Raw genomic sequence first — 19,542 nt, forward strand, 5'->3', positions numbered from 1 at the left:
ATAATCACCATGAAAAAAATTACAGTATTAGTATTTTTATTTGCGACAACACTAGGGATATCTCAGGTATTACCTATAGATTATTCAGATCCAGCTGACGTCATGAATTGTTTTGATTGTGGTTTTATGCTCACAACAGATGCCGGAAATGATGTCGGCCAAATAGCAGGTGGTGGTTTGTTATACGATACCGCACAACTTAATCTAGCAGAAAATTTAGATCTGTCTGACGATGCTAATAATACTATTACTTTTAGAATTAAACCTATTGCAGAATATGGGACACGTACACATTTATTAAAATTTGAAGGTGGTACAGGCCCAAATACAGAATTATCTTTTACAACTACCGGTACGGATTGGCAAGTGGTAAGTTTAGATTTTCCTGCAGGTTTAGGTAATTACGACTTAATGGTGTTTTTTCCTGACTTTAATAACAATGAAGTAGGTATCTACTTAGTAGATGACTTTGAAGGAGGAACAAATATAGCACCAATACCGGAGTTAGAAATTCCGTCACCAACACCTACAACACCTAATAACGAAGTGTTAAGTATTTTTGGAGATACAGGTGGATTTACTAATGTTTGGACAAATGATTATACGTTTGGAGAAACTACAATAGTTGATACAGATCCATCAGCGGTGATTAATAATACCTTTAAAATGGATTTTTCTATTGCAGGATATGGAGAAGGAACAAATCCAGGTGCAGTAACAGATTTATCGGCATATAATAATTTTCATTTTGATTATTATACGACCAATGCCACTCAGATTAGAATGATTTTGATTGAAGAAGATGGTGCTGTTTTTGAGTATTTTTATGAACTTCCAACAGAAGAAGCATTCGTTTTTAACCAATGGCAAAGTGTTGATATACCATTATCTTTTTTCACAGATCAAGGCTTTAGCTTAGATAAGTTTTTTCAATTTAAAATAGGAACCGAGTCAGATTTAAATACAGGTATCGCTTATTTTGATAACTTATATTTTTCTTTAAACCCAGGGACTAGCTTAAGTGTTGATAGATTTAGTGCTAATACGTTTTCTGTTTTTCCAAATCCTACAACATCAGATTGGAATATTCAATCTACAAAAACAGTAAATACAGTACACGTTTTTGATGTATTAGGAAAAACTGTTTTTACACAAAAAATAGACGCTTTGCAATTTGCAATACCTACAGATAATATGCCTTCAGGATTATATTTTGCAAAAATATATTCTGATGAAGGTAACCAAACCTTAAAATTAATTAAAGATTGATAGCCCTTAGCCTAAACAATAAAAAAGGATGTAATTTTTAATTACATCCTTTTTTTTATACTTTAAAATATTTAATGTTATTCGACCCGACTTAGGTCTTGTAGGTTTTCAATTTTTATCTGTTTTCCTTTAGTGCTAATCAAGCCTTCTTTTTTAAATTGAGATAAAATACGGATGGCGCTTTCAGTAGCAGTACCAACAATACTAGCGTAATCATCTCTAGACAAGTTTAAGGCTAAATAACCGTCTTGGTCTATATCAAACGTTGTTTGTACATAGATTAAGGTTTCTGCTAAGCGCTGTTTTACGGTTTTCTGTGCCATATTAACAAGACTATCCTCAGAAGTCTTTAAATCTTGAGCCATGCGTTTTAAAATATCCATAGAAAAATTGACGTTTTTTTGTAAATCACGAACAATTTCTTGTCTAGGAATAAAGCAAATTTGCATATCATTTATAGCTACAGCTGTCAGGTTTGATATTTCTCCACTAACTAAAGAGCGTTGCCCCATCATACCGCCTTTAATAGCTAGTTTTACAACTTGTTCTTTTCCGTTATCGCTAAGTTTAGTTAATTTACAAACGCCTTCTCTAACACAGTAAATTCCGTTTAAAGTTTCTCCTTCTCTAAATATAGTGGTTCCTTTTTTGATTACACTGCTTGTTTTGCATGCAGACACACGCACTAACTCTTCTTTTGTAAGCATTTTTAAACTATTAAATTGCCTTACAATACACTGTTCACATTTACTCATACCTAATTTTGTTGCAGTATACCAAAAGTATACTATCCGTAATATGACAAATATCATATAATATTTCGTATCATAGTGTAACCTTTGTTACAGGTAAATGAGCAAATTATGGAAATTAAAGTATGTTATCATTGTGGCGATAATTGTACAGATACAACTATCCTTTTAGAGGATAAACCGTTTTGTTGTCAAGGCTGTAAAACGGTGTATGAAATTTTGTCTGAAAGTGATTTAACGTGTTATTACGACTTACAAGCGTCTCCTGGAGCTATTCCAAAAGAGATTGAGGGGAAGTACGACTTTTTATCTCAAGATAAAATTATTGAGAAGTTAGTCGAATTTGATGATGGTAAAACACAAATAGTCACACTTTACATTCCACATATCCACTGTAGTTCTTGCATATGGATTCTAGAAAATTTAAATAAGTTAAATCCTGCGGTTACTTTATCTCAAGTTAATTTTGGTAAAAAGACAGTGCGTGTTTCTTATAATACAGCATCGTTTTCGCTTAAGCAGTTGGTATTGTTGTTAAGCTCTGTAGGGTATGAACCTTATATTAGCTTAGACGATTATAAAACGGGGCAAGAAAATGTAAATCGTAGTTTAATTTACAAATTAGGAGTTGCCGGTTTTGCTTTTGGGAATGTGATGTTTTTATCTTTTCCAGAGTATTTTGAGGTCAACGAGTTTTGGTTAGAGCAATACAAGCATGTCTTTAGATGGATTATGTTTGCTTTTTCTTTACCTGTTGTGTTTTATGCTGCTCAAGATTATTTTATATCGGCTTACAAAGCTATTAGAACACGAATTTTAAATATTGATATTCCTATTGCTTTAGGTATTATTGTTTTGTTTGCACGTAGTACAGCAGAAATAGCATTCGATTTGGGCTCAGGATTTTTTGATAGTTTAACAGGGTTGGTTTTCTTTTTATTATTAGGAAAGTTTTTTCAGCAGAAAACCTATTCATTTTTATCTTTTGAACGCGACTACAAGTCGTATTTTCCAATAGCAGTTACAAAAATTTTTAATGGCGAAGAAGTGCCGGTTCAGGTTTATGATATCGAAAAAGGGGACCGTTTATTAATCCGAAACCAAGAACTAATTCCCGTAGATGGTATATTAATTAACGGGAATGCGAAAATAGATTACAGCTTTGTTACTGGCGAGTCTGAAACGGTTACCAAGCAATCTGGTGACAAGTTGTTTGCCGGAGGTAAGCAAACCTCTGGAGTTATTGAGATGGAAGCGATTAAGTCGGTTGAGCAAAGTTATTTAACACAATTATGGAGCAATGATGTGTTTAGCAAAAATAAGGACGATGGCTTTACAACGTTAACCAATGCGATTAGTAAGCGTTTTACAGTGGCTGTTTTAAGTATTGCTTTTATTGCTACAGTATTTTGGTTGTTTAAAGACTCTAGTAAAGCTTTAAATGTATTTACAGCAGTTTTAATTATTGCTTGTCCGTGTGCTATTGCTTTATCCGCACCTTTTACTTTTGGAAATTTATTACGCATTTTAGGAAAGAAAAAATTCTATATAAAAAACGCTTCGATATTAGAGCAATTAGCACATATCGATACTATTATTTTTGATAAAACAGGAACAATTACTTCTAATAGAAAAAGTGATGCACAGTATGAGGGATTACCTTTAAGTGCTTCTGAAGAAGTCTTACTTAAAAACACACTGCGTGGCTCTAATCATCCATTAAGTCGTGGCTTGTATGATATTTTAGAAGAGAATAATATAGTTACACTAGATACATTTGAAGAGCATTTAGGTCAAGGGATTGAAGCGTCTCATGCTTCTGAGAACATTAAAATTGGCTCTGCTAAATTTGTAGGATTTCAAAATGAAAATGCAGTATTAAATACAGCAGTACATATTAGTGCTAACAATAGCTATAAAGGAAAATACACGTTTTATAACAGTTACCGTAAAGGGTTATCAAAGCTGTTTAATAAGTTGAAAAAGAATTTTGATCTTGTCATTTTATCGGGTGATAATGAAGGGGAACTAGAAAACCTTAAAAAGTTACTACCAGCAAAAACTAAAATGCTATTTAATCAAAAGCCAGATGATAAGTTGGAGTATATTAAATACCATCAAACGGAAGGCGCAAAAGTATTAATGGTAGGGGATGGTTTAAACGATGCTGGTGCTTTGGCACAAAGTAACGTGGGTATTGCTATTTCTGAAAATGTTAATGTGTTTTCTCCAGCTTGTGATGCTATTTTGGATGCAACAAAATTTAATCAATTACACCAATATATAAAGGCGTCTAAAAGTGCCATTAAAATTATAAAATGGAGTTTTGTACTCTCTTTTTTCTACAATGTTATTGGATTGTATTTTGCGGTAACAGGACAATTAGCGCCAGTAATTGCTGCTATTTTAATGCCTTTAAGCTCTATTAGTATTGTTGTTTTTACAACAATAGCCACTAATTTGGTAGGACGAAAATTAAAGTAGTTGTTTGATAAATAGAAGGAAGTCACTAAGACTGCTCTGTGTACTTTTTTTTCTAGTATCACTATCGTTTCGTTTTAAATTACTGCGTTTTGGCAAATATTCCGCGTAAGCGAAAAACAATCTTAAATAAATCTTAATTTTTTTTCAGAAATTAATTCAAACATGATAAATGTCATCTTTTAAAACAGGCATCTAAGCTACTTTTGTAGCATAACTTCTAATAGGTATGAGCGTTATATACATTTTACTAACAGTCAGCATTGTTGTCGCAATTGTCTTTTTTATAGCCTTTATATTGGCAATAAGAAACGGACAATTTGATGATAGCTATACGCCTTCAGTAAGGATGCTTTTTGAAGATGAATTGGTTAAAACCACAGAATCACTAACTAAGAATAATAAAAAGACTAATCACAATTAATTATGGAAATGCAGCAATTTTATTACGATAACAAGATCGTTAAAAAGTTTCTTTACGCAACCATGCTCTGGGGAGTTGTTGGTATGCTTGTAGGGTTGCTTTTAGCCTACATGTTTTTATTCCCGAATATGACAGACGGAATTTCATGGCTAAGCTTTGGACGTTTAAGACCTTTACACACCAATGCGGTAATTTTTGCATTTGTTGGTAATGCTATTTTTGCAGGGGTTTATTACTCTACGCAACGTTTACTAAAAGCTAGAATGTATAGCGATTTACTAAGTAATATTAACTTTTGGGGATGGCAATTAATTATTGTTGGTGCCGCCATAACATTACCATTAGGATACTCTACATCTAAAGAATACGCAGAGTTAGAATGGCCTTTTGATATTGCTATTGCTTTAATCTGGGTGGCTTTTGGGATTAACTTGATTGGTACGATGATGAAACGTCGTCAACGTCACTTATACGTTGCTATTTGGTTTTATATTGCCACATTTGTAACTGTCGCTGTATTACACATATTTAATAGTTTAGAGTTACCGGTTAGTTTAACGGGTATGAAAAGTTACTCAGTTTACGCAGGGGTGCAAGATGCCTTAGTACAATGGTGGTATGGACATAATGCGGTTGCCTTTTTCTTAACAACACCGTTTTTAGGGTTAATGTACTATTTTGTACCTAAAGCAGCCAACAGACCAGTATATTCTTATAGATTATCAATTGTTCACTTTTGGTCGTTAATCTTTATTTATATATGGGCTGGACCACACCATTTATTATACACAGCTTTACCAGAATGGGCTCAAAATTTAGGTGTTGCATTTTCTATTATGTTATTGATGCCATCTTGGGGAGGTATGATAAACGGACTACTAACACTTCGTGGTGCGTGGGATAAAGTACGTGTTGATCCTGTACTTAAATTTATGGTAGTTGCTATTACAGGTTATGGTATGGCAACGTTTGAAGGTCCAATGTTATCGCTTAAAAATGTAAATGCGATTGCGCATTATACAGATTGGATTATTGCACACGTGCATGTTGGAGCATTAGCTTGGAACGGATTTTTAACCTTTGGTATGATTTACTATTTGGTACCAAAATTATTTAAAACAAAATTATACTCTTTACCATTAGCAAACCTTCATTTTTGGATTGGTACCTTAGGTATTATCATGTATGCCTTACCAATGTATGTTGCAGGGTTTACACAAGCTAGTATGTGGAAACAATTTAATCCTGATGGGAATTTAAAATACGGTAACTTTCTAGAAACAGTTACTGAGATTATGCCAATGTACTGGATGCGTGCTATTGGAGGGACTTTATACTTAACAGGAATGTTAATCTTAGTGTTTAACGTAATCCAAACCATTAGAAAAGGTAGTGTTGTTGAAGATGAATTAGCAGAAGCTGCAGCATTACAACGTGTGTCTAAAAAACGTGTTTCTGGAGAAGGATGGCACACTTGGTTAGAACGTAAACCTATTAAATTAACTATAGGTGCTACAATAGCTATTTTAATTGGTGGTGTTGTACAGATTGTACCTACAATAATGGTTAAATCTAATATACCAACCATTAGTAGTGTTAAACCATACTCTCCTTTAGAGTTAGAAGGTCGTGATATTTATATTAGAGAAGGTTGTGTTGGATGTCACTCTCAAATGATTAGACCATTTAGAAGTGAAGTAGAGCGTTACGGAGAATATAGTAAAGCCGGAGAGTTTGTTTATGATCATCCATTTTTATGGGGAAGTAAACGTACAGGTCCAGATTTACACCGTATAGGTGGTAAGTATAACGACAACTGGCACTTTAACCATATGTATGATCCACAAAGTACCTCTTCAGGATCTATAATGCCAGCTTACAAATGGTTAATAGATAATACGCTAGATAAGACTGATATCGAAGCTAAAATGAAAGTGATGGTAACATTAGGTGTCCCTTATACAGATGAGGATATTGCAAATGCACAAGCCGAAATGTTAGCGCAAGGAACACAGATAGAGAAAAACCTTTACACAGATCCTGATTTTGCAGAAGCTTATGAGGCTAGTAAGAAAAACGGAGGTGCTGATTTTGTAGAAATGCGTAACCGCGAAATAGTAGCAGTTATAGCCTACTTACAACGTTTAGGTACTGATATTAAAGAAGGAAAAGAAGAAACAACCGTACAAAACTAAAACGTCATGTTAAAATTTGTAAAAAATCATTTAGACAGTATTGCAGGTGTAGAGATATACCCAATACTATCATTACTTATATTCTTTGGTTTTTTTGTAGTCCTTTTTTGGTGGGTAATTACCGCCAAAAAAGACTATATCACTCAAGTAAGTAATATTCCATTAGAATTAGACAACGAAAACGAAAACGAAATCGAATGATCAGACCAAACGCTTTATTATTTAATTATAAAATAATAAAAGTCAAAGGTTCTATTTGTCTATTTCAAAACAATAAAAACTAATCAAATGAAAAAATTAATCCCATCATATGTAAGAGTCCCAGCTCTCTTTTTTGCCATCTTTGGATTGGTAGAATATTTTGTAGACTCTGGAGATAAACCCGCTTTTTTAGAGTATCCAATTATCATGTTATTTTTAGTGTTAGTATTATTTATACTAATTGCTGTAGAAGGTATTGTTGGATCTATAGAAAACGTATTGTTTCAAAGTTTAGATGAAGCAGGTAAAGCACGTTACCTAGCAAACACCTCTAAAGTACCAGAGTTTAAAAAAGCTAAAGCGCTTTACCATAAATTAAAAGGAGGAGAAACTCCAATAGAAGAGGAGCATGAAATTATCCTTGACCATAACTACGATGGTATAAAAGAGTTGGATAATAATTTACCACCATGGTGGTTGTATTCTTGGTATGCTTCTATGGTTTTTGCTGTAATTTATTTATTTAATTTTCATGTTACAGGGTCATCAGATACACAATACGAAGAATTGGATAACGAGTATGCTCAAGCTAAAATAGAAATTGAAGCGTATAAAAAAACAGCTAAAAATTTAGTAGATGTTAACTCGGTAGTTTTATTAACAGATGCGGCAGATCTTCAAATTGGTAAAAAAGTATTTGATGCTAACTGTGTTGCCTGTCATATGCCAGATGGAGGTGGAGGTATTGGACCAAATTTAACGGATAAATACTGGATTTTAGGAGGAGACATTAAAAGCGTGTTTCATACAATCTCTGAAGGAGGTAGATCAGGAAAAGGTATGGTCTCTTGGAAAAAAGAAGGTCTAAAACCTCTAGAAATGGCTCAAGTTGCAAGTTATGTATTGTCTTTACAAGGTACAACGCCAGCTAAAGGTAAAGATGCTGAAGGCGATTTATGGCAGCCGGAAGGAACAGAAGATACTACAACTCCAGCAGAACAAGAAAACACTGAAGCTTTAGAAATAGGTGAAACTGTTTCTAGTAATAATTAAATTATAAAAATGGAAGCTCCAATTAACGAGGGTTTTAGAGACTCAATATCAACTATAGGCGAAGACGGTAAACGTGCTTGGGTTTTTCCTAAAAAACCCAGTGGTAAGTTTTACGATTATAGGAAGATTGTTAGTTATGTGCTATTAGTCTTTTTATTTGCAGCTCCATTTGTTAAAATTAATGGTAACCAGTTTTTATTATTCAATGTTCTAGAGCGTCGTTTTAATGTTTTTGGATTTCCGTTTTGGCCTCAAGATTTTCACTTATTTGTAATCTCTATGATTATTGGTGTGGTCTTTATTACCATATTTACGGTTGCTTTTGGGCGTATATTTTGTGGGTGGATTTGCCCACAAACCATATTTCTAGAAATGGTATTTAGACGTATCGAGTATTGGATAGATGGGGATAGAGGGGCGCAAATGAAGTTAAAACGCACCAAATGGACTCCAGAAAAAATTAGAAAACGTGTATTAAAACATACCATTTTTATAATCATTTCCTTTTTTATTGCTAATGTGTTTTTAGCCTATTTAATTGGTAGTGATAAGTTATTAAATTACGTAACAGAAGGACCCTCTCAGCATTTAAGCACCTTATTTCCGTTATTAATTTTTACAGGTTTATTTTACTTTGTATTTTCATGGTTTAGAGAGCAAGTATGTATTATAGCTTGTCCTTATGGACGTTTACAAGGTGTGCTATTAGATAATCAATCCATTATTGTTGCTTACGATCATAAACGTGGAGAAGGAGAAAATGGACGCAAAAAATTTAGAAAAAACGAAGACAGAGAAGCACTTGGTCATGGTGATTGTATAGATTGTATGCAATGTGTGCACGTTTGTCCAACAGGTATTGATATCAGAAACGGGACACAATTAGAATGTGTTAACTGTACAGCTTGTATAGACGAGTGTGATGATATAATGGAGAAGGTAGGTTACCCTAAAGGGTTAATACGTTATGCTAGTGAGGATAATATAGAAAAGAAAGCGCCTTTTAAATTAACCACGCGTCTTAAAGCCTATATTGTAGTACTAGTTATTTTAACGGGTGTTTTAATAGCGATGTTACAATTGCGTAATGATGTCGAAGCTAGAGTCTTAAGATTACCTGGGCAATTGTTTGAGCATAAGGCAAATAATGTCATTAGTAATGTATTTACATACAAGGTTGTTAATAAAACAACTCAGGAGATTGATAATGTCAATTTCAAACTTAAAAAATATAAAGGGACTGTCAAGTTAGTATCAACAGATAATAGTTTTGTAGTACCAGCACAAGGTTTAGCACAAGGAACATTGTTTATAGAGCTTGATCAAGGCGTTTTAAAAGATGATAAAACCAAATTAACTATAGAGGTTTACAGTCATAACAAATTAATAGAAACCACAACAGTAAACTTCTTAGGACCTAGAAGCTATAATTAAAAAATAAGACTATGAAATTTAACTGGGGAACAGGTGTTGTAATTGCATTTATACTATTTATAAGCTTTATCATGTATTTTGTGATATCCATGAATACGGATAAAAGCCTAGATCACGATTTAGTAGATGAAAACTATTACAAGCAAGAATTAGAATTTCAGAACGATATCAATAAAGAAAAAAACGCCAAAACATTAGCGTCTAAAGTGACTTGGAAAAAAACAACCGAAGGTATTGTTATTAGCTTTCCAGCTGATTTTGAAGACAAAGACATTACAGGTAAAGTATTCCTATATAGACCATCTAATAAACAACTAGACTTCGAAACCACAATTTTGTTGTCTAATCACAATTTGCTCATACCTGACAAACGTTTATTAGATGGTCGTTGGAATATTAAAATAGATTGGAGCTATAAAGATACAAACTACATGCTTAAAGAAGAAATACAGTACTAATGTTACTTACAGCACTCATATTTGGCTTATTGGGTAGTTTTCACTGCGTTGGTATGTGTGGACCTATTGCTTTTATGTTGCCTGTAGACAGAAGTAATTCTTTTAAAAAAGTTACACAAATAGCGGCTTACCATTTTGGACGTCTATTAGCCTATAGTATTATCGGATTAATTTTTGGTTTAATAGGTAAAAGCCTTTATATTTTTGGATTACAACAAAAGTTATCTATTGTAATAGGTGTTTTAATGATTGTTGTTATCCTTTTTCCTTATAAAAAATTAGGTCAAAATTTTATAGTAAAGCCCATTTACAAGGCAGTAGGTTTTGTAAAAAAACAAATGGGTCAAGCCTTAAAAAAGAAGACTGCAGACACCTTTTTAACCATTGGCTTTTTAAACGGATTTTTACCTTGTGGATTGGTTTATATGGCTGTTTTTGGAGCTATTGCAACAGGTACAGCATGGCAAGGCAGTTTATATATGGCCTTTTTTGGTTTAGGTACAATACCGTTAATGACCACAGCAATATATTTAGGTAAATTTTTAAACGCACAAGTAAAACAACGTATTCAAAAGGTTATTCCTGTATTTATCGTTATTATTGGTGCCTTATTTATTTTACGTGGCTTAGGTTTAGGTATTCCTTATATATCACCAAGTCCCGTGGTGGAGATGGTAAATAGTGCTATAGATTGTCATTAAAAGAAAACATTGTTTTTCGCTTTCGCGGAAATAATGCCAGGCACATTTAATGCTAGTAAATAGCTGCTAGTCTTATAAATAAACGTAAATTATCAAACCTTATTTACTCAAAAAACGTCTTTAAAATGAAAAACATCCTTTTACTTACAGATTTTTCTCATAGCTCTAAAAATGCCATGCATTATGCAGCTATGCTTTTTGAAGATAAAGCTATTAATTTCCATTTAGTATATGTGCACAAAGCGTCTGCTTTTACATCTGCAGATTTAATGACAACTGGAAATGCTAATTTGTATGCCTCTATAGTTAAAACACCAAAAGAAGATCTAGAAGATTTAGCACAAGACTTACAAACGGAATATAACAACCCAAAACACACGTATAACGTACATATAGATTACGATGTGTTTACAGATGCTATTAACCAGTTTGTGATTTTAAATGGTATCCAATTAATTATTATGGGTACAAACGGAGTCACTGGTGCTGATGAGGTTGTTTTTGGAAGTCACACACTTAATGTAATTAGAAAAGTAAGTTGTCCAACATTAATTATACCAAATGGTTTTAAGTTTGTTCAACCAAAATCGATTTTACTTCCATTAGACGAAAAGGATCAACTTAATCAACAAAGATTGAATCAGATTTTTAATCTTGTAAGCAAAGAAGCGTCTCATTTTCATGTTTTAAGAATTACAGAAACAGCAGAAGATGATACTACAGATATTAACACTTTAAAAAGCCTTTTAAAGTCTGGTAATTATAAATATCATCACGTTATAAATGTACCAATGGATAAAGTTGTAGATACGTATATGCAAACAAATACAATAGATTTAGAAGTCTTTATTATACAAAAAACTAGCTTTTTAGAACGTTTGTTTATGGGGTCACCAATAACAAAACATAGTAAAATAGCTAGTGTTCCATTATATATATTACATGATTAATGTGTTACCACTAATCATGTAATATATATTAGTTTTTTTGTGGTATTATTTTATCTTCTTCTAATACTAAAATTAAAAGTTTTGAGTAATCATTTACCGTTTTATTAATATTTTTTGGATCCACAATATCTATATATCCTTTCCATATTAACGTGCGGTCTTTAGTAGGGCATAAGCAGTATACAGCCGTTTCTGCGTTATAGACTTGATACTCATTATATGCATCTGGATTAAAATGTTGGTCTTGATACATTAAATAATCATCGTTAAAACGATTATGACTTTTAGAGCTATTGGAATAGTCTTTTTTAAACTGGATTTTATTTTTAATTCCAACCACTTTGGTAAACACAACAGCATCATAACCTTCTTTTAATAGCTGGTTTTCTAAAGCTTTTATTTCTGTGTCGGTTCTTTTTTTAGCAAGAAATTCTGCATCAAATTTATCAAGGCTAATTGTAGCTTCAATTCCTCGTGACGTTAATTGGCTTTGTAATTTTTTTTCGAATTTTTCTCTAGCTTCAGGATCGTCAGTCAACCCAACAATAAACACTTTTTCAAGTGTGTAATTATCTGCTTCGGGACTAATCCAACGGTCTTTTAATTGTGTACTTCCGCAACTGTAAAGCGAACAAACAAGTAATAGTAGTAAGAGTTGTTTCATGATTTAGTTTAATAAATGGTCTTGTTTATCTCTTTTCATTAAGGTTTTTACCAAATTGAAAATTTCAGATTTCACAGCTTTATAATCATAAAAAAACGAACTTACTTGCTTAATAAAGGCTAGATGATCAGCTTTATATTGTTCTTCTTTATCTAATTCATTTTTACCGTCAACCATTAGCTCAAGATCATTTTCATGTGCTACTAAAGCAGTAATTAATTTTTGACTGCCTCTTTTTGTTCTCAATAAAGCAGTTGCTGCATCTTGCGCTCTAGCTAATACGTGGTCATCTATAATTAGTTGTGTGTAATCTGTAATTAATTCTTCTAAAAACACTTGTTCATCTTTAATAAAATTTAAATCAGATAACCAGGTTTTAGACATTTCATGCATGCGGTCTGCACCATACCATTCTACCATTTTGATTTTGTTTTGTGTTTTCATTTTTATGATTTGTTTATTAAAAAAAAACAGGAAGTAAAGTAGGCCATACTTCCTGTTTAAAGATTACATCATCTTTTATTACCTATTAACAAGACTGTTTTTGAGGCGTCGTGTTAATGATTAATAGCGTGTGGTAATTTTAAAATGTTAGATTTTGTAATCTAAATATTATATGGTTTTTACTCTAAGTTAAAGATAGAATTATTACAAGTTAATTAGTATGATAAATATCATGTTGCACACTATCTATAACTCTATTTCTATAGTTTCAAATAAATTTGGGATACAAGTATACCAGTTAAAGGTATCTTTAATTTTAACTCTTAAAGCATTTTGGGCAGTAGGTTCGCCATGTATTAGATAAACTGTTTTTGGCGTGTTTTTAATAGCACTTAACCAATGTAGTAACCCATTCTGATCTGCATGAGCAGAGAGACTATCTATCGTTAATACAGCTGCTTTTACTGGATAGTATTTACCATAAAATTTAATTTCGTGAGCGTCTTCTTTTAATAGTCTACCTCTTGTGCCTTCTGCTTGATAGCCGACCAATAAAATAGTTGTAGAGGCATCATCTATTAATTGTTGCAAGTATGTTAAAACGCGACCACCGGTAACCATTCCGCTACCTGCAATTATAATTTTACTTCTTGGATCATCAATGGTTTTCCAAGTATCTGCATAACTTTTAATAATATTTATGTGCTTACACATAGCATTGTAATCGGTTTCAGATAGCTTATGCCATTTAGGAAAACGTTTAAAAATCTCTAACACATTATTACCCATTGGACTATCAACAAAAATGGGGATGTTTGGTATTTTGTTTTTTTGATAAAGTTTAAATAAGATAAACATTAGCATTTGTAAACGCTCTACCGCAAAACTTGGTATAATTAAATTGCCTCTAGTGTTTATGGTCTCTTTAATAATTTGAGTTAGTTTATTTTCAATGTCTTCTATAGGGTGTAGTTTGTTGCCATAAGTACTTTCTAGAAACAAATAGTCCGCTTGATCAGGTCGTTTTGGGTCGTTTAATAAATAATCATTAACCCTACCAATATCTCCAGAAAACACAAATCGTTTTCCTTCTATATCAAGTTCAATAAACGTAGACCCTATTATATGACCATTATATTTAAATCGATAAGAGATGTGATTATTTATAGCAATCCATTTGTCTTCGACTTGTACTTCAAATTTTGATACGGTTTGATCTACTTCCTTAGCAGTATAAAAAGGTAAAGCTGGTTGATGCTTAGTATATTTTTCTTTGTTTGCTTTTTTTGCTTCTTCTTCCTGTATTTTAGCACTGTCTTTAAGTATAATTTCGGCAATAGCTAGAGTCGGTGCTGTACCAATTATTTTACCATTAAAACCCTGTTTTATTAACCTTGGTAAATAGCCAACATGATCTAAATGCCCATGAGTTAGTAATATTGTTTCAATTTTTGAAACAGCAATGGGTAAAGGGTTCCAATTTAGTTGTCTTAAATCTTTTAGACCTTGAAATAAACCACAATCAATTAATATAGAAGTATTAAAAGCTTCAATAAGATATTTAGATCCTGTTACTGTTTTTGCGCCTCCTAAAAATGTAATTTTTACTTTAGTTTTCATAATTTATGATTTTAGGTTACACAGTAATTTAATTTCGTTTAAAATTCTTTTTTTTCTAATATTTGATATTCCTAAGTGATCTAAATAAAAAGCATCATTTATTAAATCTTTGCATAAGACAACCTCTCTATTTAATAAAAACTGTTTTTCTCTTTTTGTTAATAAAGTAGAGGTGGTTATTGGGTATAATTTTAGTTTATCAATACGGTCTTTTAATCCATTATGTAAAGGGTAATCCCAGCTTAATAAATATAGTCCAATGCAGTTTCCGTAGGTTTGAGCATCCTTAGTAAATCTAGTATTAGTAACAACCCAACCTTCGGTAATTTTAGTTTTTAATCCTAATTGATTATTCCATTTAGATTGAATGTCTTTATATCTAGAATGAATGTACAATGGGATTTTAACGTTGCAATTTAAACCAGCTTCACCATGAAATTTACATTCTATAACAATAGTTGCTTTTTCTTTTGTGGCTAGTATATCTACTTCATGATTTACACATTTCCCATTAATTATCTGTCCAACTTTTACATCATAACCAGACGCTTTTATGATAGAAGCTATATAACGCTCAAACGGAAAACCTGTTGGACCTAATTCGTAAATTGCTTTTTTTAATTTGTATTTGGAGGCTATATGACTTTTTTTAGATTTTAGTAATGCATACGCTTTATTGTAAATTTCTTTTGTAGAAATGCCTTGATATAATTGGTCCCTAACATTATTAACAATACTATCTGTTAACATAATATCTGCTCCAGAATTTATTAAAGATTTTCTTAATTTTTTAATTGAAAATTTAACAAGCTTTCCTGATGCCTTTTTTATATAAATATCTTGATTATTCATGTGTTACTATTTATTATCAGGAAGTATTAGAAAAGGAATGCTAGGCTTAAACCCTATTGTTTTTATAATAGGTTGGTTTAAATAACGCGCTATAAGACTATGTTTGTAGTTAACCATAATTAATAAATCAATGTTTAAATCGTTAATAAAAGTTGAGATTATTTTAGCTTTTTTATCGTAATTAGGAACGGAATGGTAATGTGTTTCAAAGCGCTTTAAACCACTTTTTAATACCGCTAAATTATATTTTTGAATCTCAGTTAAAGCTTTATTTGTCTGGATATTTATTACTCTTAAAACAGCATTGTTATTTGTAGTAAATTCGGAAATTGTATTAATTACTTTTTCAAAAAAGAATCGGTTTAAATCGGTTGAAAACACAATTTGATCTATTGGTTTATAATTGTATTGATCAGGAATAATTAAAATAGGACATGTATTAATGTGGTCTACTAAATGCACTGTGTTACTTCCAAAAAACAAGGCTTTATTATTAGTCGCTCCTTTAGTACCCATAATTATTAAATCAATTTTTGTATCTAAGATAAATTGATCTACAGCACTATTTAATTCCATAAATTTAATAACCGTTTTAAAAGTATGATTAGGGTTTTTGTCGGCGTTTAAAACCTGTTGTTTTAATTCAAGTAACTGTTGATTACTTTGTTGCCTTATACTTTTTATATAAACATCGGACAAGGTTGCTAAAGAGGATGGATTTAGTGGTTTTGCGTGTAGTAAATAAAAAGTACAGATATCATCTCTATAATATTTTATAGCATATACAATTGCGCTCCACGCATTATCCGAAAAATCTGAAGGTAGAAGTATATGTTTCATAACGTTAGGGTTTTGGTATACTTAAAGCTATGATTAAAAAACAACTATAAAAATGATATATATTAGTTTTAAATAAGAAAACCCCTATAAAAATGATAACTCATCTTTATAGGGGTTTAATCCTTATTAGTGTGTTGTATTATTTGATTTTAAAAGTCACTACAGGTAAAGATGAGTGGTTTGCAATATCCTCAGAGATACTTCCTGCCAAAAAGTGAGTAAAACCTTTACGACCGTGTGTTGCGACAGCTATTGCATTTGCACCTGATACATTAGCATGATTTAATATACCTTTTTCTACGGTGTAGTCAGAGATGTATTTTACTTCTGATAATTTATCTAAATTACCATCCGCTTTTTGTAAAAAGTTAACAACAATTTGCTCCATTTCTGAAGTGCTGTTAAAATTATCTCCTGGGGTATTCACATAGATAAGATGTAAATTAGCACCAAGTTTATCAAATAATTTTGTTGCGTTTATATAAGGTGTTACTGTGCTTTCTGAAAAGTCAGAAGCAAATACCACATTCTCAAAACTTAGGTTTGTTGGTTTGTTTTTAATAACCAATACTGGCACATCAGAATGGCGTACTACTTTTTCTGTATTAGAACCAATAAAGATTTCCTTTAATCCGCTACTTCCATGAGATCCCATTACAATTAGGTCCGCATTATGCTCCTTAGCAACCTCATTAACTTCAGTAAATACTTTAAAATGTTTAACAATAGGGGTTACTTTTACGTCTTTTAAAAAATCTTGTTGTAAAAAATCTGTAAATCGTTGTTCCGCTAATTTTAAGAAAAATACAGTTTCGGCTTGTAAATCAGTTTCTCCTTTTGTTAATATCGTTTCTGATATTTCTAACATGTGTAATGCTAATATTTCAGCATCATATTTTTTTGCTAATATAGCAGCTGATTCTAAAGCATAATTTGAATGATCTGAAAAGTCTACTGGTACAATTATTTTTTTCATGTTTAGTGGTTTATTAGTATTAAGATTTACTAAAATTAATAAATCTTTAAATCAGTTTTTAGTTTTTATGTATTAATTAACACCCTTAAATGGTCATTGAAAACAGTTGTGTTTCAGGTTTATTACGTTGTAAAAGTAAATCGAAAGCCATACAAATGTTTCTAACAAAAGGTTTCCCTTTTTCGGTAATAAAAATTTGGTTCAACTCTATATTTAATAACCCATCATCTTCCATTTCTTTCAATTTGGATAAGACCACTGGGATTTCTTCAAAATATAAATCAGAATCGATCCAGCTCGTTTTAAAATGACACATTAAGTTTAAAATATGTTGTCTAATTATAAGGTCTTCGTTAGTTAAAATATGTCCTCTAAATACAGGTATAATTTGCGATTCTATTAAGTGGTAATATTCTTCTATTCCTTTGACATTTTGAGCAAAAGCATACCAACTATCACTTATTGAGGACACGCCTAAACCAATCATTACTTTTGTTTTGGAAGCGGTATATCCCATAAAATTACGGTGCATAGTCTCTGATACACTAGCAGTATAAAGACTGTCCGTTTTTAATGCAAAGTGATCCATTCCAATATCATAATAACCAGCATCTGCTAGTAGTTTTTTACCCAATTGGTATTGGTTTTGTTTAATGCTTGGTGTTGGTAAGTCACTGTCTTTATAACCACGTTGTCCATTTCCTTTTATCCAAGGGACATGTGCATAGCTGTAAAAGGCAATACGATCTGGTAGTAATTCTTTTGTTTTATTTATAGTCTCAGCAACATGTGCTTCGGTTTGAAAAGGTAGTCCAAAAATAATATCATGACTAACAGATGTGTAACCAATAGCTCTTGCTTGTTCCGTTACTTTTTTGACGTTTTCAAAAGGCTGTATTCTGTGTATAGCTTGTTGTACAATAGGGTTGTAGTCTTGTACTCCAAAACTAACACGCTTAAATCCCAAGTCAAATAAGGTCTGTAAATGCGTTTCTGTCGTATTGTTTGGGTGACCTTCAAAACTAAATTCGTAATTATCCGCTAATTTTGCTTTGCGTGTAATGCCATCAATTAATATTTTTAGATTTTTAGAATCAAAAAAAGTAGGTGTTCCACCGCCTAAGTGTAACTCTTTTATATTAGGTTTTTCGCCTAATAAATCACAGTATAAATCCCATTCTTTTAAAACCGCACTTATGTAAGGCGATTCAAGTTCGTGGCGTTTTGTAATGCGTTTGTTGCACCCACAAAAAGTGCATAAACTTTCGCAAAAAGGTAAGTGAATATAAAGACTGATACCTTCTGTAGTATTACTTTCTTCAAATGCTTTTTTTAGATTTTCTTTCCATTGTTTTAAAGAAAATTTATCAACATTCCAATACGGTACAGTCGGGTAACTAGTATATCTAGGTCCGGCAACATTATATTTATTTACTAATGAAAAACACATAACTTTTTTGTTTATACGTCAAAGTTAGTGTCTTATTAGAAGTTAAAATATGACTAATATCATAAGTTAAAATTTAATATAATAAGGCGGTAATTGTTTTAAAAGGAATATCATTAAACGTATTAACCACATGATCGGCTAAAGTGTAATCTTGGTTTTTAGAATGGAAACTATCAAAACCAATACAATAACTACCAGCAGATTTAGCTGCTTTAATACCGTTAGTTGAGTCTTCAATAACTATGCAATGGGCTTGTGGATGTCCTGCTAATCCTGCTGCTTTTTCAAAAATTTCAGGATGTGGTTTTGATGCTTTTAAATCTGCACCACTAATTTTAGCTACAAAATATTGATCTAAATCAAAACGGGTAAAGACATTGTTTATAGTTTGCATGGATGCAGAAGAGGCTAGGACAAGCGTTAAGCCATTTTTATGGTAATCTTGGATAATGTCAAGCACACCATCTATTAACTTTAAACTAGGGTCGCTATGGAACAATCCTGTAAAAATCTTACGTTTGCATTGGACCAACTCTTCTGGGTTATTGTCTAAACCAAAAACGTCGCATAGTCTTTTACAAACATTGATAGTAGATTGCCCTGTAGTAGATTCATACAACGCACTGGAAACATTTATGTTAAAGTGGTCAAACATTAAAAAATAGGCTTTTTTGTGTAACGGTTCTGTGTCAACAATTACACCATCCATATCAAATAAAACAGCTTTTAGCATTGGTCTAGTTTTTAGGCGAAGATACTTATTATGTGCTTTTTTACC

General features: G+C 32.0%; 19 protein-coding genes. 10 read left to right on the plus strand and 9 right to left on the minus strand.

The features are described 5' to 3' along the window. Positions 1 to 9 precede the first annotated feature (9 nt). The gene (locus tag ACZ2G2_RS12015) at positions 10 to 1,269 is read left to right on the plus strand and encodes a T9SS type A sorting domain-containing protein (protein WP_470392331.1); all 1,260 of its coding nucleotides are present in this window, start codon (positions 10 to 12) and stop codon (positions 1,267 to 1,269) included. Between the two features lie 77 nt (positions 1,270 to 1,346). Here ACZ2G2_RS12015 and ACZ2G2_RS12020 read toward each other — a convergent pair whose 3' ends face one another. After that, the gene (locus tag ACZ2G2_RS12020; RefSeq protein WP_470392333.1) at positions 1,347 to 1,976 is read right to left on the minus strand and encodes a Crp/Fnr family transcriptional regulator; all 630 of its coding nucleotides are present in this window, start codon (positions 1,974 to 1,976) and stop codon (positions 1,347 to 1,349) included. A 156-nt stretch (positions 1,977 to 2,132) separates the two neighbouring features. On the opposite strand from ACZ2G2_RS12020, the gene ACZ2G2_RS12025 reads away from it, so the two are divergent. The 9 genes from ACZ2G2_RS12025 to ACZ2G2_RS12065 all read left to right on the plus strand — a co-directional run bounded on the left by ACZ2G2_RS12025 (position 2,133) and on the right by ACZ2G2_RS12065 (position 11,918). Further along, the gene (locus tag ACZ2G2_RS12025) at positions 2,133 to 4,505 is read left to right on the plus strand and encodes a heavy metal translocating P-type ATPase (RefSeq protein ID WP_470392335.1); all 2,373 of its coding nucleotides are present in this window, start codon (positions 2,133 to 2,135) and stop codon (positions 4,503 to 4,505) included. 226 nt (positions 4,506 to 4,731) lie between these two features. After that, entirely contained in the window at positions 4,732 to 4,926 is a 195-nt protein-coding gene (ccoS, locus tag ACZ2G2_RS12030) for a cbb3-type cytochrome oxidase assembly protein CcoS (RefSeq protein WP_090838814.1), read from the plus strand. 2 nt (positions 4,927 to 4,928) lie between these two features. Next, a complete protein-coding gene (gene ccoN, locus ACZ2G2_RS12035; RefSeq protein ID WP_470392337.1) occupies positions 4,929 to 7,121 on the plus strand; it encodes a cytochrome-c oxidase, cbb3-type subunit I in 2,193 nt (730 codons plus the stop codon). A 6-nt stretch (positions 7,122 to 7,127) separates the two neighbouring features. Continuing rightward, a complete protein-coding gene (locus ACZ2G2_RS12040; protein WP_090838809.1) occupies positions 7,128 to 7,322 on the plus strand; it encodes a CcoQ/FixQ family Cbb3-type cytochrome c oxidase assembly chaperone in 195 nt (64 codons plus the stop codon). An 87-nt stretch (positions 7,323 to 7,409) separates the two neighbouring features. Beyond that, positions 7,410 to 8,375: a cbb3-type cytochrome c oxidase N-terminal domain-containing protein gene (locus tag ACZ2G2_RS12045; protein WP_470392339.1), complete on the plus strand. Its 966-nt coding sequence runs from the start codon at positions 7,410 to 7,412 to the stop codon at positions 8,373 to 8,375. Between the two features lie 9 nt (positions 8,376 to 8,384). Next, positions 8,385 to 9,809 (plus strand): cytochrome c oxidase accessory protein CcoG, encoded by a 1,425-nt coding sequence (gene ccoG, locus ACZ2G2_RS12050; protein ID WP_101202326.1) that lies wholly within the window; start codon positions 8,385 to 8,387, stop codon positions 9,807 to 9,809. Positions 9,810 to 9,820: 11 nt separating this feature from the next. Next, the gene (locus ACZ2G2_RS12055) at positions 9,821 to 10,267 is read left to right on the plus strand and encodes a FixH family protein (RefSeq protein ID WP_101202327.1); all 447 of its coding nucleotides are present in this window, start codon (positions 9,821 to 9,823) and stop codon (positions 10,265 to 10,267) included. After that, the gene (locus ACZ2G2_RS12060; RefSeq protein WP_470392342.1) at positions 10,267 to 10,968 is read left to right on the plus strand and encodes a sulfite exporter TauE/SafE family protein; all 702 of its coding nucleotides are present in this window, start codon (positions 10,267 to 10,269) and stop codon (positions 10,966 to 10,968) included. Before ACZ2G2_RS12055 ends, ACZ2G2_RS12060 begins: the two co-directional genes overlap by 1 nt. A 125-nt stretch (positions 10,969 to 11,093) precedes the next feature. Further along, entirely contained in the window at positions 11,094 to 11,918 is an 825-nt protein-coding gene (locus tag ACZ2G2_RS12065) for a universal stress protein (RefSeq protein ID WP_470392344.1), read from the plus strand. Between the two features lie 28 nt (positions 11,919 to 11,946). On the opposite strand, the gene ACZ2G2_RS12070 is transcribed toward ACZ2G2_RS12065, so the two are convergent. The 8 genes from ACZ2G2_RS12070 to ACZ2G2_RS12105 form a co-directional block, all read right to left on the minus strand. Next, a complete protein-coding gene (locus ACZ2G2_RS12070; RefSeq protein WP_470392346.1) occupies positions 11,947 to 12,582 on the minus strand; it encodes a hypothetical protein in 636 nt (211 codons plus the stop codon). Between the two features lie 3 nt (positions 12,583 to 12,585). Beyond that, positions 12,586 to 13,026, minus strand: coding sequence for a hypothetical protein (locus tag ACZ2G2_RS12075; protein ID WP_470392347.1), 441 nt, complete (start codon positions 13,024 to 13,026; stop codon positions 12,586 to 12,588). Between the two features lie 246 nt (positions 13,027 to 13,272). Beyond that, complete coding sequence (locus ACZ2G2_RS12080) at positions 13,273 to 14,646, minus strand: MBL fold metallo-hydrolase RNA specificity domain-containing protein (protein ID WP_470392349.1); 1,374 nt, start codon at positions 14,644 to 14,646, stop codon at positions 13,273 to 13,275. Positions 14,647 to 14,649: 3 nt separating this feature from the next. After that, the gene (locus tag ACZ2G2_RS12085) at positions 14,650 to 15,498 is read right to left on the minus strand and encodes an ATPase (RefSeq protein ID WP_470392350.1); all 849 of its coding nucleotides are present in this window, start codon (positions 15,496 to 15,498) and stop codon (positions 14,650 to 14,652) included. A 6-nt stretch (positions 15,499 to 15,504) separates the two neighbouring features. Then, positions 15,505 to 16,338: a universal stress protein gene (locus ACZ2G2_RS12090; protein WP_470392352.1), complete on the minus strand. Its 834-nt coding sequence runs from the start codon at positions 16,336 to 16,338 to the stop codon at positions 15,505 to 15,507. Between the two features lie 139 nt (positions 16,339 to 16,477). Further along, positions 16,478 to 17,314, minus strand: a complete 837-nt coding sequence (locus tag ACZ2G2_RS12095) for a universal stress protein (RefSeq protein ID WP_470392353.1) — start codon at positions 17,312 to 17,314, stop codon at positions 16,478 to 16,480. A gap of 85 nt (positions 17,315 to 17,399) precedes the next feature. Continuing rightward, positions 17,400 to 18,764: an oxygen-independent coproporphyrinogen III oxidase gene (gene hemN, locus ACZ2G2_RS12100; protein ID WP_470392354.1), complete on the minus strand. Its 1,365-nt coding sequence runs from the start codon at positions 18,762 to 18,764 to the stop codon at positions 17,400 to 17,402. A 73-nt stretch (positions 18,765 to 18,837) separates the two neighbouring features. Beyond that, entirely contained in the window at positions 18,838 to 19,497 is a 660-nt protein-coding gene (locus tag ACZ2G2_RS12105; RefSeq protein ID WP_470392355.1) for an HAD family hydrolase, read from the minus strand. Positions 19,498 to 19,542 lie beyond the last annotated feature (45 nt).

The sequence above is a fragment of the Olleya sp. KKT75 genome (assembly GCF_055635485.1).